17 protein-coding genes and 1 tRNA gene are annotated in these 18,596 nt (G+C 70.1%); 4 read left to right on the top strand and 14 right to left on the bottom strand.

Annotated features, from left to right (window positions below; genetic code table 11):
- Positions 1-64: 64 nt before the first annotated feature.
- The 4 genes from IG08_RS0118410 to IG08_RS0118395 all read right to left on the bottom strand — a co-directional run bounded on the left by IG08_RS0118410 (position 65) and on the right by IG08_RS0118395 (position 3,639).
- Positions 65-247, bottom strand: a complete 183-nt coding sequence (locus IG08_RS0118410; RefSeq protein ID WP_030603200.1) for a hypothetical protein — start codon at positions 245-247, stop codon at positions 65-67.
- Between the two features lie 91 nt (positions 248-338).
- The gene (locus tag IG08_RS0118405) at positions 339-1,223 is read right to left on the bottom strand and encodes an SDR family oxidoreductase (RefSeq protein WP_030603197.1); all 885 of its coding nucleotides are present in this window, start codon (positions 1,221-1,223) and stop codon (positions 339-341) included.
- On the bottom strand, positions 1,220-2,137 hold the full coding sequence (locus tag IG08_RS0118400) for an alpha/beta fold hydrolase (protein ID WP_030603194.1): 918 nt from the start codon (positions 2,135-2,137) through the stop codon (positions 1,220-1,222). Before IG08_RS0118400 ends, IG08_RS0118405 begins: the two co-directional genes overlap by 4 nt.
- Positions 2,134-3,639 (bottom strand): flavin-containing monooxygenase, encoded by a 1,506-nt coding sequence (locus tag IG08_RS0118395; protein ID WP_030603190.1) that lies wholly within the window; start codon positions 3,637-3,639, stop codon positions 2,134-2,136. Before IG08_RS0118395 ends, IG08_RS0118400 begins: the two co-directional genes overlap by 4 nt.
- Positions 3,640-3,773: 134 nt before the next feature.
- Between IG08_RS0118395 and IG08_RS0118390 the strand changes: the two genes are divergently transcribed.
- Positions 3,774-4,427: a MerR family transcriptional regulator gene (locus IG08_RS0118390; protein WP_030603188.1), complete on the top strand. Its 654-nt coding sequence runs from the start codon at positions 3,774-3,776 to the stop codon at positions 4,425-4,427.
- A gap of 6 nt (positions 4,428-4,433) precedes the next feature.
- On the opposite strand, the gene IG08_RS0118385 is transcribed toward IG08_RS0118390, so the two are convergent.
- On the bottom strand, positions 4,434-5,237 hold the full coding sequence (locus IG08_RS0118385) for an exodeoxyribonuclease III (protein WP_030603185.1): 804 nt from the start codon (positions 5,235-5,237) through the stop codon (positions 4,434-4,436).
- Between the two features lie 67 nt (positions 5,238-5,304).
- On the opposite strand from IG08_RS0118385, the gene IG08_RS0118380 reads away from it, so the two are divergent.
- Entirely contained in the window at positions 5,305-5,781 is a 477-nt protein-coding gene (locus IG08_RS0118380; RefSeq protein WP_030603182.1) for a GNAT family N-acetyltransferase, read from the top strand.
- An 18-nt stretch (positions 5,782-5,799) separates the two neighbouring features.
- Here IG08_RS0118380 and IG08_RS0118375 read toward each other — a convergent pair whose 3' ends face one another.
- The 8 genes from IG08_RS0118375 to galU all read right to left on the bottom strand — a co-directional run bounded on the left by IG08_RS0118375 (position 5,800) and on the right by galU (position 12,976).
- On the bottom strand, positions 5,800-7,095 hold the full coding sequence (locus tag IG08_RS0118375) for an MFS transporter (RefSeq protein ID WP_052424771.1): 1,296 nt from the start codon (positions 7,093-7,095) through the stop codon (positions 5,800-5,802).
- Between the two features lie 124 nt (positions 7,096-7,219).
- Positions 7,220-7,293 (bottom strand) — tRNA-Ala (locus tag IG08_RS0118370).
- 125 nt (positions 7,294-7,418) lie between these two features.
- Entirely contained in the window at positions 7,419-8,681 is a 1,263-nt protein-coding gene (gene sepX / locus IG08_RS0118365) for a divisome protein SepX/GlpR (RefSeq protein ID WP_030603174.1), read from the bottom strand.
- A gap of 197 nt (positions 8,682-8,878) precedes the next feature.
- A complete protein-coding gene (locus tag IG08_RS0118360; protein WP_043454652.1) occupies positions 8,879-9,544 on the bottom strand; it encodes a GNAT family N-acetyltransferase in 666 nt (221 codons plus the stop codon).
- 20 nt (positions 9,545-9,564) lie between these two features.
- Complete coding sequence (locus IG08_RS0118355; RefSeq protein ID WP_052424770.1) at positions 9,565-10,107, bottom strand: MogA/MoaB family molybdenum cofactor biosynthesis protein; 543 nt, start codon at positions 10,105-10,107, stop codon at positions 9,565-9,567.
- Entirely contained in the window at positions 10,104-10,616 is a 513-nt protein-coding gene (gene moaC / locus IG08_RS0118350) for a cyclic pyranopterin monophosphate synthase MoaC (protein ID WP_030603154.1), read from the bottom strand. Before moaC ends, IG08_RS0118355 begins: the two co-directional genes overlap by 4 nt.
- Positions 10,617-10,745: 129 nt before the next feature.
- Positions 10,746-12,068 (bottom strand): molybdotransferase-like divisome protein Glp, encoded by a 1,323-nt coding sequence (glp, locus tag IG08_RS0118345; protein WP_030603151.1) that lies wholly within the window; start codon positions 12,066-12,068, stop codon positions 10,746-10,748.
- Positions 12,069-12,073: 5 nt separating this feature from the next.
- Positions 12,074-12,976 (bottom strand): UTP--glucose-1-phosphate uridylyltransferase GalU, encoded by a 903-nt coding sequence (gene galU, locus IG08_RS0118340; protein ID WP_030603147.1) that lies wholly within the window; start codon positions 12,974-12,976, stop codon positions 12,074-12,076.
- A 132-nt stretch (positions 12,977-13,108) separates the two neighbouring features.
- On the opposite strand from galU, the gene IG08_RS0118335 reads away from it, so the two are divergent.
- Positions 13,109-13,693: a 5-formyltetrahydrofolate cyclo-ligase gene (locus IG08_RS0118335; RefSeq protein WP_106980964.1), complete on the top strand. Its 585-nt coding sequence runs from the start codon at positions 13,109-13,111 to the stop codon at positions 13,691-13,693.
- A gap of 134 nt (positions 13,694-13,827) precedes the next feature.
- On the opposite strand, the gene IG08_RS0118330 is transcribed toward IG08_RS0118335, so the two are convergent.
- Positions 13,828-16,605: a penicillin acylase family protein gene (locus IG08_RS0118330; protein WP_030603142.1), complete on the bottom strand. Its 2,778-nt coding sequence runs from the start codon at positions 16,603-16,605 to the stop codon at positions 13,828-13,830.
- 242 nt (positions 16,606-16,847) lie between these two features.
- Here IG08_RS0118330 and IG08_RS0118325 point away from each other — a divergent pair, with 242 nt between their 5' ends.
- Complete coding sequence (locus IG08_RS0118325) at positions 16,848-18,383, top strand: potassium/proton antiporter (RefSeq protein ID WP_030603138.1); 1,536 nt, start codon at positions 16,848-16,850, stop codon at positions 18,381-18,383.
- The last annotated feature ends 213 nt before the right edge of the window (positions 18,384-18,596 follow it).

The following is an 18,596-nucleotide window of genomic DNA, read 5'->3' as shown; positions in this document are numbered from 1 at the left end:
GGAGTCGGCACGCGAGAAGGGGTGCCCCCTCAGGGGCACCCCTTCTGCTCAGCGCAGGCAGACGTCAGGCGTCGTAGTCCTGGTCGAAACGGTCCTGCTCCTCCTGCTGGAGGCGCTCCGTCTCCGTGTCGCGGTCACCCCGCTGCTTGCCGCGCTGCTGGGCCTGCTCCTTGGCCTCCTGGGCCTTCTGCTTGGCCTGCTCCTGCCACTGCTCCGACTTGTCCTGGAACTGGTCCTTCATACCCATGTGGGTTCACTCCCGTGATGAGTGGGGGGGGATGAGCCCCGTGGTGGGGCCTCGACCAGATTCACACGACCGGACAGACCGCGCATTTCGATCAGTTACGGAGCGTAGCCCGCGCCTCCTCATCAGCCGCCCCACCTGCACCGACGAGCCCGGACCGGATGCCCTCCAACCGGTCCCCGAACCGCCGCATCTCCCGCTGACCGACCGTCCCGATGAGCCCCGGCAGATACCCGCGCACACCCTGCGTCCCACGCAGCCACCCCTGCCCGTACACATGGCTCGACCGCCGCTCGATCCCGGCCACGATCCGGTCGACCGCCGGCCCCAGCGGATACGTCTTGTTGGCCGGCCACGGCAGCCGCTGCCGCAACTCCCGCATCACGTCGTCCTGATCGGCCCCGCGCACCATGTCCGTGTCGGTCCACGACAGGTAACCGACCCCGACCCGCACGCCCTTGTGGCCGACCTCGGCCCGCAGACAGTGCGCGAAAGCCTCCACACCGGACTTGGACGCGCAGTACGCGGTCATCATCGGCGCCGGGGTGATGGCGGCGAGCGAGGCGATCTGGAGCAGGTACCCCCGGCTCTCCATCAGCACCGGCAGGAACGCCCGGGCCGTCACCGCCGACCCGATCAGATTCACCTCGATCACCCGCCGCCACGCCTCCGGATCGGAGTCGACGAAGGGACCGCCGGTCGCGACTCCCGCGTTGGCGACGACGATGTCGACCTTCCCGAACCGCTCCTTGACCTCCTGCGCGACCCGCGCCATCGCCTCGTGGTCGGTGACGTCGGCGTACCAGTGGTCGCTGTCGCCGTGCAGCCGCTCGGAGACCTGCTTGAGCGCGTCCGCCTCCAGCCCGACCAGCGCGATCTTCGCCCCGCGCGCCGACAGCTTGCGGGCGAGCAGCTCACCCACGCCCCGCGCCGCTCCGGTGACGACGGCGACCTGTCCTTCGAGGCTCACCCTGCTCATGCGCCCTCCTTGATCGTTGCGTACGTCACCACGAGCTCGCGGATCTTCCCGGTCACCAGCTCGGGCGCCTCGACCGGCGTCATGTGGCCGAGGCCGGGCAGTTCGGTCACGCCGAGGCAGTCGGGCAGCGCGGCGGCCAGCGAACGGGCGTGCACCGGCGGGGTCATCCGGTCCGCCGTACCGACGACTATGGCTGTGGGCACGCGGAGTTGCCGTACCCCGTGGTCCAGGTCGAGCAGATCCAGCACGTGCGACCAGGCGTACCGCACCTTGCGCGGACACGCGTGCACGATACGGGCGCACGCCTCGACCATGTGCGGGGCCGAACCGGGGCCCATCGTCCCGTACTTGAGGATCCGCCGGGCCAGTGGAGTGACCGGTCCGAGCGGCGCCCGTGCCCCGAGGATGTGCTTGGTCAGCCAGGTCCGCAGGCGTCCCGGCCGGATCGGTACGACCCTCGACTCGGCGACCAGCCGCGACGCACCCGTGCTGCACAGCAGGACGGCGGCCGCGTGTTCCCGGAAGCGTTTCCTGTCCGCCGCCGCCATCACCGTCATCCCGCCCATGGAGTGACCGGCGATCACGGCCTTCTCCCCCGGCGCGAGGGTCGCTTCGAGTACGGCTTCGAGGTCGTCGGCGAGTGCGTCCGTACTGCAGGCGGGGCTCGCGGGGCTGCGTCCGTGGCCGCGCTGGTCGTAGGCGATGACCCGGTGGTCTGTGGCCAACTCCCGTATCTGGGCTGCCCAGAAGGCCGTCGAGCAGGTCCAGCCGTGGGCGAGGACGACGGCCGGCGCCTTGTCGGGTCCGTGGATCTCGACGTGCAGGCGGGCGCCGTCGGCGGACACGGCGGTGAGTTCGCGGACGGGGACGGGCGGGGCGTACGGGCCGGAGGCCACGTGCATGAGACGGCTCACGCGGTCACCTCGGCCTTGCTGTCGGCCGGCACCCGGAGGAGTTCGTACTCCGAGAGATCCACGCGCCGTGTGGCCCGCCGGAACTCGCTCGTCGTCCCCGGCCAGATGGTGGTGTTACGGCCGTTCGCGTCGAGGTACCAGCTGGTGCAGCCGCCGGTGTTCCACACCGTGCGCTTCATGCGTTCCTGGACCCGGTGGTTCCAGGCCTGCACGGCGGCGGGACGGGCGTCGAGGGCGGCCCGCCCACCGAGGACGTCGAGCTGCCGTACGAAGTCGGCCATGTAGTTCAGCTGGGACTCGATCATCAGGATCATCGAGGAGTTGCCGAGGCCGGTGTTGGGCCCGATGATCGTCATCCAGTTGGGGAAGCCGGCCGCGGACGCGCCCCGCAGCGCCTCCATCCCGCCCTTCCAGGACTCGGCGAGGGTCCGCCCGTCCGCGCCGACGACCCGGTCGGCGATGGGCATGTCCGTGACGTGGAAGCCCGTACCGAAGACGATCGCGTCGACCTCGGCCTCGCTGCCGTCGGCGGCGACGAGCGTGGAGCCGCGGACCTCGGTGAGCCCGCTCGCGACGAGGTCGACGTTGGGCCGGGCGAGCGCCGGGTAGTACTCACTGCTCAGCAGGACCCGCTTGCAGCCGAGGCGGTAGTCGGGGGTCAACTTGGCACGCAGGGACGGGTCCTTGATGGCACGCGCCATGTTCTGCTTGGCCAACTTCTCGATCAGGCCGAGCTCGTTGGGATGCTTGGTGAAGGCCTGGACCTGCAACTCCCGCAGGCCCCAAAGGAGTCCGCGCCGGGCCTGGGTGGTGAAGGGCAGTGCCCGGTGCAGCGCGCGCTCCGCACCGCTGATCGCCCGGTCGACGCGGGGCATCACCCACGGCGGCGTGCGCTGGAAGAGGGTGACCTTCTGTGCGACGGGCTGGATGACGGGCACGATCTGGATGGCGGACGCCCCCGTCCCCACCATCGCGACCCGCTTGCCGCGCAGGTCGTAGTCGTGGTCCCAGCGAGCGGAGTGGAAGACCTTGCCGGGGAAGGAGTCGAGCCCCGGGATGTCGGGGATCTTCGGGTCGGACAGCGGCCCGGTGGCGGAGACGACGACGTCGGCGGAGAGCGAGCCGCTGGTCGTCTCGATGTCCCACCGAAGCTTCTCCCCGTCCCAAGTCATCTTCTTCACTTCGGAGTTGAAGCGGATGTGCGGGCGGAGCCGGAAGACGTCGGTCACGTGCTCCAGATAGGCGCGGATGTGCTCCTGCCCGGAGAAGGTGCGCGGCCAGTCGGGATTCGGCGCGAAGGAGAAGGAGTAGAGATGGGACGGCACGTCACACGCACACCCGGGATAACTGTTGTCCCGCCAGGTGCCCCCGACACTGTCGGCCCGCTCCAGGACGACGAAGTCGGTGACGCCCTCGCGCCGCAGCCGCACGGCGGCCCCGAGTCCCCCGAACCCGGACCCGACCACCGCCACCCGCACATGCTCGTGTTCGTGCTCGGCCATCCCGAAGCCTCCACGCGTCGCTTTTCGAACTCTGCCAGTGAACACTGGCGCAATGGGAGGGTAGAGCAGCTCCGTACTGATGGGTAGGGGGCAGGGACAGGGAAGTCACCCGAGGTACAACATAGGGTGCCGACGTGACCGAGAAGCGTGAGTACCGCATGGAGGAGCTGGCCGAGCTGGCCGGCATCACGGTGCGCACCCTGCGCTTCTACCGCGAACGCAAGCTGATCCCCCCGCCCCGCCGAGAAGGCCGTATCGCCTGGTACGACGACCACCACCTGGCCCGTCTCCGCACGATCGCGGCCCTTCTGGAACGCGGCCACACCCTCACCGGCATCGCGGAACTGGCGGAGGCCCTGGACCACGGCCGCGGCGTCGCCGACCTCCTGGGCGTCGCCGCCCCCACGGAAGAGGAACCGGTCCGCCTCACCCCCGAGGAACTCGCCGCCCGCTTCGAGGGCCAGGTCACCACGGAGAACCTGGCCGCCGCCCTCGACCTCGGCTACCTCGGCACCGACGGCGACGAGATCGTCCACATCAGCCGCCGCCTCCTCGACGTCTCCTCGGCCCTGGTCCGCGAGGGCATCCCCCTCGCCGAGGTCCTCACCGCCGGCAAGCGGGTCCGCGAACACGTGGACGACCTGGCCGAGATGTTCGCCGAGTTGGTCCTCCGCCACGCCACCGAGGACGACCTGCAACGACTGCGGCCACTGGCCCGGAGCGTGGTGGAGGCGGAGCTTTCGCTGGCGCTGGACCGGCGGTTGCGGAAGCAGGGCCAGGAACCCTAGGCGCTTCTAGAGGGCGTAGACGACAGTGACCGGCGCGTGATCCGACCACCGCTCGGCGTGCGTGGCGGCACGCTCCACGAACCCCTTGACCGCCTTGCCGGCGAGGCCGGGCGTGGAGCAGTGGTAGTCGATGCGCCATCCCGAGTCGTTGTCGAACGCACGTCCGCGATACGACCACCACGAGTACGGCCCCTCCACATCCGGATGCAGCGACCGTACGACGTCGACGTACCCCCCGTCGGCCGGTGTCAGAACCTGCGTGAGCCACTCCCGCTCCTCCGGCAGGAACCCGGAGTTCTTCTGGTTGGCGCGCCAGTTCTTGAGGTCGGCCGGCTGGTGGGCGATGTTCCAGTCGCCGCAGACGAGGACCTCACGGCCGTCGGCGGCGGCGCGTACCCGGAGGTCCTTGAGGTAGGCGAGGAACTCGGCCATGAAGCGGATCTTCTCGTCCTGCCGCTCGGTGCCGACCTCACCGGAGGGGAGGTAGAGGGAGGCGACCGTGACGCCGGGCAGATCGGCCTCGACGTAACGCCCGCTGGTGTCGAACTCGCTCGACCGGAAGCCGACCTGGATGCGGTCGGGCTCGCGGCGGGTGTAGAGGGAGACGCCGGCGCGGCCCTTGGCGGCGGCGGGGGCGTGCACGACGTGCCAGCCGTCGGGGGTGCGGACGTGCTCGGGCAGTTGCTGCGGCTCGGCGCGCACCTCCTGCAGGCAGAGCACATCGGCGGAGGTGTCCGCGAGCCACTCCACGAAGCCCTTCTTCGCGGCGGCGCGCAGTCCATTCACATTGGCGGAGGTCACAGTGAGCACTCCGGCACGATACCGGCAGACTGGATCGGGTCCCGCCTCCGTTCTGGATTGATATACGGTGATTAACATGCATATACGTCAGGTTCCCTTCGACCACCCCGACGCCGTCAAGCTGGACGAAGAGGTCCAGGCCGAGTACCACGCCCGCTACGGCGACGGCGGCGACGCGACCTTCCTGGCTCCGGCCGACTTCGACCCTCCGAACGGCGTCTACCTGATCGCGTACGACGAGACGGACAGACCCGTCGCCACGGGTGGCTGGCGTGCCCAGGACATGAACGACGAGGGCAACCTGGACGGGGACGCCGAGGTCAAGCGCATGTACGTCATCGACGCGATGCGCGGCCGGGGTCTCGCCCGGCGCATCCTGGCCGCTCTGGAGGCCGACGCCCGCGCGGCCGGCCGTAGCCGCATGGTCCTGGAGACCGGCACCGAGCAGCCGGAGGCGATCGCGCTGTACACGTCCAGCGGGTACGAGCTGTGTGAGAAGTTCGGCCACTACCGGTTCCATGAGGAGAGCCGGTGCTTCGCGAAGGGGCTGTGAGGCGGGGGCCGTAGAGCTTCAGGCCTGTTCGTTCTCCCGTTCGCTTTCTTGGGGGCGGCCTCCCGGGAGTCGGCCCTCCCTGGGGCGGTCGGCGCGGTTGATGCGGTACACGTCGGGGACGCAGAGGTTGAGGACGCTGGCGGCGGCGATGAGGCCGGCGCACGCCGTCAGGACCGTCCGGTCGTCCCAAGTGCGGGTCGCGAGGGCCGTGATGAGGTAGCCGAGGGGGATGGCGAGCCGTTCGCCCACGTTGTTGAAGGCGCTCATGCGGCCCAGTTCGGCCTGCGGCACGTGCTGCTGGAAGGCGGTGGTCCACGCGACGATCGCCACGTCGAGCCCGATCCCCGCCAGCAGCGTGGCGATCATCACGGCGGGCAGCGCCAGCCCCTGCCCCATCGCGGCGAGGGGCAGCGCGAGCGCCGCGGCGCCCGCGATGGCCACGGTCAGCAGGCGGCGCGGCCGCCAGCGCAGGCACACCAGCGTCCCGGCCAACAGGCCGGACGCGAAGGCCGCTTGGACCAGCCCCCAGTCGCGTGCGCCCGCGTAGTGGCGTGCGGCAACGAGGGGGCCGAGGAGTTGGAAGCCGGCCAGCCATGCGGCGACGAGCACGGTTCCGGCGGCCGTGTAGGTCCACAGCCAGGTCCGCGACCAGAACCCGGTCCATCCCGCGCGCAGTTCACTCAGCGCGCTGCCGACGGCGGCGAGGGGAGCGTCCAGCCTGAGCCCGAGGAGCAGGAGAGCCGCTACGGCGAAGGTCAGCGCGTCCCAGGCCAGCGCCCAGGCCGGCCCGCTGACCGCGACGACGAGTCCGCCGATGACGGGGCCGAGCACCTTGACCGCGTTGCTCGGCAGCCGCAGCAGCGCGTTGGCCTGCTGCAGATGCTCCGCGGGGACGATCTGGCTGACGGCCCCTTGAATCGCCGGCACGGTGAAGGCCACCGCGGCCCCCGAGACGAAGCCGCACGCGGCGATGGAGGTCGTCGACGCGTGCCCTGTGGCGACGGTCACGGCCAACGCGCCCTGCGCGACGGCGGCCAGCAGGTTGCCGAGGAAGAGGATCCGGCTGCGCGACAGCCGGTCCGCGAGGACTCCGCCCACCAGCAACAGAACGATCGTCGGCACGGTGTTCGTCGCCAGCACCAGCGCCAGCGACCCCGCTCCCCCGCCCTGCTCGATGACGGAGTACGCCAGCGCGAGCGGGGCCATCGCGGACCCGGTCGCGGAGATCAGATCGGCCAGCACGAACCGCCGGAACGCCGCGATCCTGAGGGGCGCCGTCCGGCTCGTCGTCGGTAAACCGGCGGTGGCCTTCATGCTCCCCCTCATGTCCCACATGAGCCACATGTCCCACGGGCTGCGGAAATACAAAGATCCCGCCCGATCAACCGATCGGACGGGATCTTCTCAACTCCCAGGTCGCCCCGGAGAGTTGTTGCGGTGGACCTGTGGGGATTTGAACCCCAGACCCCCTCGATGCGAACGAGGTGCGCTACCAGACTGCGCCACAGGCCCTTGCAACGAGTGAAACTCTAGCATCCCCGTCAGGGTGCTTGGAAATCCGTTCCCGGCTGGTCAGGGACGCGGCCCGCGGGACCCTGCGGGACCCGCACCGTGCTGATGCGCACCCGCCCCGGACATCACTCGTTGGCCGCTCGCGGCCGGTCGCCGTCCTCGTACTGGTCGAAGAGCGGCGTGCGTCCGCGCTCGCGGGCGCGGCGGGCGGAGGCGGCGCGACGGGCGTCAGTACGACCGTCCGCCGCCGGCATGCCCTCCGCATCGGACGCCGGCTCCTCCGATCCCCCGTCCTCCGCTACGGGCTTCGCCTCCTGCTCCGGCGCGACGGAAGTGGACCGCGCCGAGCTCCACGCGTCCGGCGCCCCGAGATCCACGTCGGTGGTGGCCCGCGGAGCGACCGGCGCGGTCACGTACGTCGGCAACGGCACCGGCACCGGGTCCCAGCTGTCTCCGTGGCCCGGCCTCCGCTGCCGCTCGCGCTGCTGGTCGACCCACTCCGCGTGGTCGGTCTGCTCGACGAGGGCGCGTCGGTCCGCGGCGAGCGCCGACAACCCGGGGTCCGTTTCCGGCTCTGGTCCCTCGTCCGGTTCGTCGGCGTCCGCGCTCGTGGCGACGGAGGCGCGCCGGCGTGGCTGGCGCGCGCTCTCGCGCAGTCTCTGCGCGGCGGCCTCGGCCTGGCGTCGGTCCATCTGGTAGGCGAAGCGTCGGCGTTCCTGGGAGCGCAGGTACACGATGTACGCGCTGAGCAGGACGGCGGGCACGCCGGGCGCCCACAGGAACGCGAGCCCGCCGACGGCGGCGACGATCGCGCCGAGCGTGAAGGCGAGGAAGAGCACCACTGTTGTGCGCCGGCGGCGCGCGAGGGCCTTCGTGCGCTGGGCGCGCGCCGCGGCCGCTTCCGCCGCGGGCGTGCGCCGGGCGACGGGCGCGCGCTTGCGCGCCGGCGCGCCACCGCGTTCGGGCGCGGGCGCATGTGCGCGCGCCGATTCGCGCGCGGCATCACGCGCGGGCTCGCGCACCACTTCGCGCGCGGGCTCGCGTGCTGCTTCGCGCGCCGGTTCGGAGCGCCCGGAAACCGGCGCCTGAACCTTCGCCTGCGCCTGAGGACGGGTCGGAGGCATGGCGAAGGCCCGGACGTCCACCGAGTCGGTGACCGCGCCCGGGTTGCCGGCGCTGTGCTCCCCCTCATCGGTGGAGCGCGCCCGCAGGTCCTTGGCGTACCGGCGCTCCATCCCCGCCCGTCCGGACAGCAACCGGATGGCGGTGCTGAAGCGTTCCGTCGGACGGGCCTCGTTCAGCTCGTCCTGCCTACGGAGCCACATCGGCACCAAGTAGGCGGCCCAGGCCCCGACAATGACTGCGTAGATGAGGCCGCTGCTGCTCACGCCTCACACGGTAGAGGGGTTTGTGTGAGGCCATCTGCCAATTGAGCCGGTGTGTCGCACGATCTGGCTGATATTTCGAGCTTTTTTTGTGACCGATCCGATCAGCAGGCCACCGAAGACGCGAATTCCGCGCCCTGAGACGGTCACCTGCCGATCATTTTCGAACGTTTATTCAATTCCCTGGGGTCGCTTCCCGCCTACGCGGGATTCCCCGGAGTGTTCTGCGGGTTCCGGGGGGTGTTGTGGTGTGTGCCGGAGGTGTCGTGGGGAGCGTTCTGCGAGCGTGACCGCTGCCAACGCCTCAGCAGGCCGTCGGGGGCCTCCTCCGCGGTGAGCGCGAAGACGAGGTGGTCGCGCCAGGCGCCGTCGATGTGGAGATAGCGCGGGCGCAGCCCCTCCTCACGGAATCCGAGTTTCTCCACGACCCGGCGGCTGGGCCCGTTCTCGGGGCGAATACAGACCTCGATGCGGTGCAGACCAACGGTCCGGAAACAGTGGTCCACGACAAGCGCCACGGATGTGGGCATCACTCCGCGGCCGGCCACCGCCTCGTCCACCCAGTAGCCGATGTGCCCCGAGCACATAGAGCCCCAGGTAATCCCGGCGACCGTCAACTGCCCGACCAGCCGCCCCTGGTACTCGATGACGAACGGCAGCATCCGGCCCGCGTTCGCCTCGGACCGCAGATGTCTCACCATCTGGCGGTAGGTCGGCCGGTGCGTGATCGGCCCGCTGGGGGTGGGCGGCGGGATGGTCGCCTCCCAGGGGCGCAGCCAGTCCCGGTTGCGCCGGTTGACCTCGCGCCAGGCCCGCTGGTCGCGCATCTTTATCGGCCGGAGGACGACATCGCCGTCCGCCAGCACGACGGGCCAGGATGGGCTGTTCAGCTCGCACCCCCACTGCCGGCGTCGGGTCTGGGATGGTCGCCGCCGCGGATCTGGTCGACGGCGTGCGTCAACAGGGGCTCCAGGACGGCCAGTCCGTCCTTCACCCCGCCGCTGGAACCCGGCAGGTTGACGATCAGCGTCAGCCCCGCCACCCCTGCCAGGCCCCGGGAGAGCGCCGCGGTCGGCACCTTCCCCCGCCCGAACGCGCGGATGGCCTCGGCGATGCCCGGCACCTCGTAGTCGATCACCTTGCGGGTCGCCTCGGGTGTGCGGTCGGTGGGCGAGATGCCGGTGCCGCCGGTCGTGACGATCACGTCGTAGCCGGCCTCGGCGCCCGCGCGCAGCACGGCCTCCACGGGGTCACCGTCGGGGACGACCTGCGGCCCGTCGACGGCGAAGCCGAAGCCTTCGAGGCCCGCGGCGATCAACGGCCCGCCCTTGTCCTCGTAGACCCCGGCGGCGGCCCGGTTGGAGGCGGTCACGACCAGCGCGCAGTACGGCGCGAGGAGCGTGCCGCCGGTCGACGCGTCGAGTGTCATGACCGGCTCCAGTCGCCCGACTTGCCGCCCGTCTTCTCCTCCACCCGTACGTCCGTGATGACCGCTCCCTTGTCGACCGCCTTGACCATGTCGATCACGGTGAGCGCGGCGACGGAGACCGCGGTGAGGGCCTCCATCTCGACGCCTGTGCGGTCCGTCGTCTTCACCGTGGCCAGGATCTCCACGGCGTCGTCCGCGACCGACAGATCCAGTTTCACACCGGACACCGACAACGGGTGGCACAGCGGGATGAGGTCCGGCGTGCGTTTGGCGCCCATGATGCCCGCGATCCGTGCCGTGGCCAGGGCGTCTCCCTTGGGGACGCCCTCGCCGCGCAGCAACTCGACCACACGGGGCGAGACCAGGACTCGGCCGCTGGCGCGGGCGGTGCGCGCGGTCACGTCCTTCCCGGACACGTCGACCATGCGGGCGGCCCCGGCCTCGTCGATGTGGGTCAGTCGGTCCTGCACAAAGGGTCCGGGGGTCTCCCCCCGGGAAGGCACAGTCATGGCGTGTGGCGCTCCCGGTCCGGGCCCGTCGCGGTGCGGCGCGTGGGCCTGTTGTGCGCGACACGGTACCGCCAAGTCGACGCAAACAACGGATCAGGACTCCCCCACGGACAGCGCACGCGCGTGGGCTCAGCCGAGCAGGACGACCTCGACCTCGGTGCCGGGCTCCACGGACTCGACGTCCTCGGGGACGACGATCAGCGCGTCGGCGTGTGCGAGGGCCGCGACCAGGTGGGATCCGGCACCGCCGACCGGGCTCACCGCGCCATCGGCGTAGGTCCCCCGCAGGAACTGCCTGCGGCCCTTCGGCGAGGTCAGCGCCTTGTCCGCGGTCAGGGTCGCCGTGGTCCTCGGCCGGTGGACGTCCTCGAGCCCCATGAGGGTGCGGATCGCGGGGCGGGCGAACAGTTCGAAGGAGACGTACGACGACACCGGGTTGCCGGGGAGGGCCAGCAGCGGGGTGTGGTCGGGGCCGATGGAGCCGAAGCCCTGGGGCTTGCCGGGCTGCATGGCGAGCTTGCGGAAGTCGATGCCGCTGCCGGCCTCGTCCTCGTCACCGACGTACGACAGCGCCTCCTTGACGACGTCGTACGCCCCGACGCTCACACCGCCCGTGGTGACCATGAGGTCGGCGCGGACGAGCTGGTCCTCGATGGTGGACCGGAGTGTTTCGGCGTCGTCGGCGACGGCGCCCACGCGGTAGGCGATGGCACCGGCGTCACGGGCGGCCGCGGTGAGGGCGAAGCTGTTGGAGTCGTAGATCTGCCCGCCGGCCAGTTCCTCGCCGGGCTGTACGAGTTCGCTGCCGGTGGACATCACGACCACGCGGGGGCGCGGGCGCACGCGTACGGTGCCGCGGCCGATCGTGGCGAGCAGCGCGATCTGCGGCGGACCGAGCACGGTACCGGCTTCCAGAGCACGGTCTCCGGCCTTCACGTCGCTGCCCTTCGCGCGCACGTGAGCGCGGGCCTCGGCTGGCCGGAACACGTGCACGTGCCCGGAGGCGCCCTCAGGGGCCAGGCTGCGGGCGTTCATCCCGCTCACCGGGCCCTCACCCAGGCCGCCGTCGGTCCACTCCACGGGGACGACGGCCTCGGCGCCGGGCGGCAGCGGGGCGCCGGTCATGATGCGGGCGGCCTGGCCGGGACCCACGTGGAGCAGATCGGCCTGGCCCGCCGCGACGTCCCCGACGACGTCCAGGACGGCGGGGAACTCCTCGCTCGCGCCCGCGACATCCGCGACCCGCACCGCGTACCCGTCCATCGAGCTGTTGTCGAACGGCGGCATGGACACCGGCACCGTGACGTCGTCGACCAGGACACAGCCCTGGGCGTCGAGCAGTTGCAGCTCGATGGGCTCCAGGGGGCGGACGGTCGCGAGGATGTCCTCCAGGTGCTCGTCCACCGACCAGAGGTGGTCCTGGCCGGTGGTGCGGGGCGCGGCGCTGCTCAACGTTGCTACATCTCCTCGGCTACGTAACTGCGAAGCCAGGTCCGGAAGTCCGGGCCCAGGTCTTCACGTTCGCACGCGAGTCTGACAATGGCACGCAGGTAGTCGCCGCGGTCGCCGGTGTCATAGCGGCGGCCCTTGAAGACGACGCCGTGCACCGGGCCGCCGACCTTCTCGTCCTCGGCGAGCTGCTGGAGGGCGTCGGTGAGCTGGATCTCGCCGCCGCGACCGGGCTCGGTCTTGCGCAGTATGTCGAAGATGTGCGGGTCGAGGACGTAGCGGCCGATGACCGCGTAGTTCGACGGGGCGTCCGTCGGGTCGGGCTTCTCCACCAGGCCGGTGACCTTGACGGTGTCAGCATCGTCGGTGGGCTCGACAGCAGCGCATCCGTAGAGGTGGATCTGCTCCGGCTCGACCTCCATGAGCGCGATGACGCTGCCGCCGCGCTGCTCCTGGACCTCGACCATCCGCTTGAGCAGCGGGTCGCGCGGGTCGATCAGGTCGTCGCCGAGGAGGACCGCGAAGGGCTCGTGGCCCACGTGCGGGGCCGCGCACAGGACGGCGTGGCCGAGGCCCTTGGGGTCGCCCTGGCGGACGTAGTGCATGGTGGCGAGGTCGCTGGACTCCTGCACCTTCGCGAGCCGGTCGGCGTCGCCCTTCTTCTGAAGGGCCGATTCCAGCTCGTAGTTGCGGTCGAAGTGGTCCTCCAGGGGCCGCTTGTTGCGGCCCGTGATCATGAGGACGTCATCGAGGCCCGCGGACGCGGCCTCCTCGACCACGTACTGGATCGCCGGCTTGTCCACGACCGGCAGCATCTCTTTGGGAGTGGCCTTGGTGGCCGGCAGGAACCGGGTGCCGAGGCCAGCTGCGGGGATGACAGCCTTGCTGATCCGAGGGTGCGACTGAGTCATGTCCGCAACCTTATCCGGTGCCTTTGCAGTGAATCTGAGGCTCCGGTTAATAAGCTCTGATATGAGCGCATTGAAGGGGTACGGGTGCAGACTTTGAGTCACGTCGGACGTCCCGCCGAGCCTGACAAGCGAATGTTGCGGCGAGAGTTCCTCGCGGTGAGGAACAGGTTGACGGCCGATGACGTGCGGGAAGCGGCGGCCGCGCTGTCCGAGCGGGCGCTCGAGCTGCCCGAGCTGGCGCGTGCGCGCACGGTGGCGGCGTACGTCTCCGTGGGGAGCGAGCCCGGCACGCCGGCGCTGCTGGACGCGCTGCGCGCGCGGGGCGTGCACGTCCTGCTCCCGGCGCTCCTGCCGGACAACGACCTGGACTGGGGCGCGTACGCCGGAGAAGGCTCCCTCACACGCATCCAACACGGCGGAAAAATGGCCCTCTTCGAGCCCGCCGGGGAGCGCCTCGGCCCGGACGCCGTGACCGCCGCCGACGTCGTGCTGCTGCCCGGGCTGGCGGTGGACGCGCGCGGGATGCGCCTGGGGCGCGGCGGGGGGTCGTACGACCGTGTTCTCGCGCGCCTGGAGCGCGCGGGCGCACACCCCGCGCTGGTGGTGCTCCTGTACGACTACGAGGTCGTCCAGCACGTCCCGGAGGAGGCGCATGACCGACCGGTGCACGCGGTGGTGACGCCATCGGGCGTGCGCCGTTTTCGCGCCGACTCCTGAGCAGCGCTCCCCTCGACATCCAGGGGGCGCATTACAGATGTCTCGCGCGCCTCTGCGCGCACCACGCCTCCGCATGCGAAAGGGTCCTCCACACGCGTGTGGAGGACCCTTTCGGCGAGCTTCGCTTCAGCGGCTCACGGCTTCAGCACCAGTGTGTCGCTCGTGCTCTTGTCGACCGCGTCGTCCGAGAAGGACCAGTCCAGCAGTTCGCCGTCGGCCCACTTGCTCGTCTGGTCGGTGTAGTGGGCGCTGAAGGCGTGCCCGGAGGCGCCGGTGAGGTTGATCCACTTCGATTTGTCGATGTCGCCGAGGTTGACCACCATGCGCATCGACGGCACCCAGACGACGCCGTAGCCGCCGGCGGCGTTCCACCCGGTGGCGTTGACCGTCGCCTCGCCGCCGCTGAGCTTCCAGGGGCCACGGTTGAGCATGTACTGCAGGTAGCCGGGGCCGTCGGTGCCCAGGGTCTGGTTCTTCAGGAACAGGCGGTGCAGCCGGCCCCAGCTCCAGGTGTCGATGTCCTTGCCGAGCTTGGCGGTCAGTTCCCAGCGGGCGTCGATCATGGCGCGCTTGAACAGTTCGTCGCGGTTGTCGGCGCCGGGGCGGGTGCCCGAGGAGGGCGTCTTCCACCAGTCGCTGTTCTCGTCCTCGAGCAGGTTGCGGACCACCTGGAACCAGCGGTCGCCGCCGTCGGGCTGCGCCTGGTCGGCGTCGCGCTCGCCGCACTCGCGCACCTTCTGGGTGTCGTCGACCGGCCCGGTGCTGTCGGCCGGGTCGACCCACAGGCACTGGCCCTTGACCCGCAGCTCCTTGGGCAGCTTGTTGCCGAAGGCGAGCTTGAGGATGTTGCGCCAGACCGAGTTGAAGTACGCGGCCGCCGCCGAGTCGGCGTCCTGGGTGTAGTCCCAGCCCTCCAGCAGCTCCTGCGCCTCGCGGACGTCCTTGTCGCCGACGTCGATCTTCAGCAGCATGGGCACGAGCAGGCTGGCGATCGCGCTGTTGTTGTCCAGCTGCATCTGGCGCATGTCGTCGGTGGAGATCTTGCCGCCGCCCTTGATCTTCTGCTCGATCAGGTCGGTGATGCGCTGGCTGCGGGTGCCGTAGCCCCAGTCCGTGGTGAGCGTGTAGGGGTACTTGTCCTTGTCGATCACGGCCTGGTTGGCGGTGACGATGTAGCCACGCTCCGGGTTGTACTCGTACGGCAGCTCGTCCTGCTTGATGTACTCGCCGGTCCAGCTGTACTTGGAGTCCCAGCCCGGCGCCGGGATCGAGCCGTCGTCGCCCTTCGCGCGCACCGGGATGCGCCCGGGCAGCGTGTAGCCGATGTTCGTGCTGTCGGCGTAGGTGAGGTTCTGCGAGGGCACGTCGAACAGCGCGGCCGCCGCGCGGAACTCGGTCCAGTCGGCCGCCTTGTCCATCGCGAAGACGGCGTCCATGGAGGTGCCCGGGTCCAGGGCGGTCCAGCGCAGGGCGACGCCGTAGCCGTTGCCGCGGTCGGGCGCGGCGTTGTTGACCTCGGCCTTCTTGCCGACCTTCACGAGTTCGTCGTTGCGGTCGGACAGCAGAGGCCCGTTGTTGGTCTCCCGGACGACGATCTTCTTGGACTTGCCGCCGGCGACCTTGATGGTCTCCTCGCGCGTGGTGAAGGGCTTCACCTTGCCGTCGTACAGGTAGCCGTCGCCGGTGAGCTTCTCCAGGTAGAGGTCGGTGACGTCGACGCCGGAGTTGGTCATGCCCCAGGCGATGTCCGCGTTGTGTCCGATGACCACGCCGGGCATGCCCGCGAAGGTGTAGCCGGTGACGTCGTACTGGCACTTGCTGGAGACGGTGCGGCAGTGCAGGCCCATCTGGTACCAGACGGACGGCAGTGAGGCCGACAGGTGCGGGTCGTTGGCCAGCAGCGGCTTGCCGGTGATGGTGTGCGAGCCCGCGACGACCCAGGAGTTGGAGCCGATGCCGTTGCCGTTCACGCCGACGGCCGTGGGGACGTCGTCCAGGACGTTGTAGAGGCCCGAGAGCTGGCTCTGCAGGGCCGAGGTGGCCGACGTCGAGGTCGAGGACGACGTGCCCGTGGTGCCCGTCGTGGAGCCGCTGGTGGACGTGCCGCTGTCCGACGTGCTGCCGTTCTGCTCGAACGTCTGGGTGAGCTCGTTGTACTGGCCCTCCTGGACGATCGTCTGGTTCCGGCTGTACGGGTAGTCCGGGTACAGGTCCTTGATCTGCTGGGGGCCGAGGCGGCTGGTCATCAGGGCGCGGTCGATCTCGTCCTGCATGTTGCCGCGCAGGTCCCAGGCCATCGCCTTCAGCCAGGAGACCGAGTCGACCGGGGTCCACTGCTCGGGCTTGTAGTCGTTCTCGAAGCCGAGGGCCGCGTACTCCAGGGAGATCTCCTTGCCGTCCTTGCCCTGGAGGTAGGCATTGACTCCCTTGGCGTACGCCTGGAGGTACTTCTTCGTGGAGGCCGACAGCGTCTTGTCGTACTCCTCCTTCGCGACCCGGTCCCAGCCCAGGGTGCGCAGGAACTCGTCGTTGTCGACCTGGCCCTTGCCGAACATCTCCGACAGGCGCCCGGAGGTCATGTGACGGCGCACGTCCATCTCGTAGAACCGGTCCTGCGCCTGGACGTAGCCCTGCGCCATGAACAGGTCCGCGTCGGAGGAGGCGTAGATCTGCGGGATGCCATAGCTGTCGCGCTTGACGTCGACGGGGCCCGAGAGGCCCTCCAGCGTGATCGAGCCCTTGGTCTGCGGGAAGGACGCGCGGACGGTGCTGATGCTCCAGTACGCCCCGTAGGCGACGCCCCCGATGATGGCCAGTACAAGGACGAGAACGATCAGACGGGCCTTGCGCCCCTTCTTCCTGCCGGACTTGCCGGGCTGCTGACCCGAAGAGGCGGTGGTGGTGGGGGGCATCGCTGTCCTTGCTGTCCTAACGCGAGCGGCAGGGCGGGCTGTGCTTTTGACTGAACGCTGGAGCAACCATAGGCGCAGGGCCTGTGGCCACTTGACGCGGAGTCGGGAACCAGCGCGGACGAGCGTTCGATCTTGCCCCGAGAAGCGTCAAGAAATCGTCAAGAGTTAGGTAAGGTAACGAAGTACTTGGATACGGAGCGCCCCCACTTCGTGTCCTATGTACGTGAGCTCACGCGCGCGTGATGTGCGTGAGCCAGGGAAGGGAACGGCCGCTGACTGTCCACCATCTCAACCAGCTCCTGCTCGTCTGCTCGCTCGTCCTGCTCGTCGCCGTGGCAGCGGTCCGGATCTCCTCGCGCAGCGGGCTCCCCAGCCTGCTCGTCTACCTGGGGATCGGCGTCGCCATGGGCCAGGACGGCATCGGCGACATCCACTTCGACAACGCCGAACTGACCCAGGTCATCGGATACGCGGCCCTGGTCGTGATCCTGGCCGAGGGCGGTCTGGGCACGAAGTGGAAGGAGATCAAACCGGCCCTGCCCGCCGCCACCGCGCTGGCGCTGGCCGGGGTCGCGGTGAGTGTCGGGGTCACGGCGACGGCCGCGCACTACCTGATCGGGCTGGAGTGGCGTCAGGCGCTCATCATCGGGGCGGTCGTGTCCTCGACGGATGCGGCGGCGGTCTTCTCGGTGCTCCGGAAGATCCCCCTCCCCGCGCGCGTGACGGGCACGCTGGAGGCCGAGTCCGGCTTCAACGACGCCCCGGTGGTCATCCTCGTCGTCGCCTTCTCCACGGCGGGCCCGGTCGAGCACTGGTACATGCTGATCGCCGAGATAGCTCTGGAGCTGACCATCGGCGCCGCCATCGGCCTCGCGGTCGGCTGGCTGGGCTCCTGGGGCCTCAGGCACGTGGCGCTGCCCGCCTCCGGCCTCTACCCGATCGCGGTCATGGCGATCGCGGTGACGGCGTACGCGGGGGGTGCGCTGGCGCACGGCAGCGGCTTCCTCGGCGTCTACCTCGCCTCGATGGTGATGGGCAACGCGAAGCTGCCGCACTGGCCCGCCACGCGCGGGTTCGCGGACGGGCTCGGCTGGATCGCCCAGATCGGCATGTTCGTCCTGCTCGGCCTGCTGGTCACCCCGCACGAGCTCGGTGACGACGTATGGCCCGCGCTCGTCATCGGGCTGGTGCTGACGATGGTGGCCCGCCCGCTGAGCGTCGTGCTGTGCCTGACGCCGTTCCGGGTGTCGTGGCAGGAGCAGACACTCATGTCCTGGGCCGGGCTGCGCGGCGCCGTGCCCATCATCCTGGCGACGATCCCGATGGTGCAGGGCGTCGAGGCCAGTCGCCGGATCTTCAACATCGTCTTCGTCCTGGTCGTCGTCTACACCCTGGTCCAGGGGCCGACGCTGCCCTGGCTGGCCCGCAAGCTGCGCCTGGGCGGGGATGCCGAGGCCGCCGATCTCGGCATCGAGTCAGCACCCCTGGAGCGGCTGCGCGGACACCTGCTGTCCGTCGCGATCCCCGAGGGGTCGAAGATGCACGGCGTCGAGGTGAACGAGCTGCGGCTGCCGGCCGGGGCCGCCGTCACTCTCGTCGTACGCGAGGGAAAATCGTTCGTTCCGCTGCCGACGACGGTGCTGCGGCGCGGCGACGAACTGCTCGTGGTCGCCACGGACCCGGTCCGGGACGCGGCGGAGCGGCGGCTGCGCGCAGTGGGTCACGGCGGCAAGCTCGCGGGGTGGCTCGGGACGGGTAACGGCCACGCCGACCATTAAGGACATGTTTCATACGGTTCACACCTGCGCCAATCACAGGTGAACGCGCGCGTGGTGCTCGTTTTCACAGGCACACCGCGCGTTACTCCCTGTACGATGAAGGCGCATTCTGATCGAACCAACTCTGCCTGATGCAGTGCTGGCGCGACCGTATGGCGGCCGAGAAGCGCTCCGCAGTGGGCTCCGGCATCTACCGCAGTCCGCGCAAGAGGA

The organism is Streptomyces fulvoviolaceus (genome assembly GCF_000718165.1).
In the GTDB taxonomy this organism is placed as follows: Bacteria; Actinomycetota; Actinomycetes; order Streptomycetales; family Streptomycetaceae; genus Streptomyces; species Streptomyces fulvoviolaceus.
This window is presented reverse-complemented; position numbering and strand designations above follow the sequence as displayed.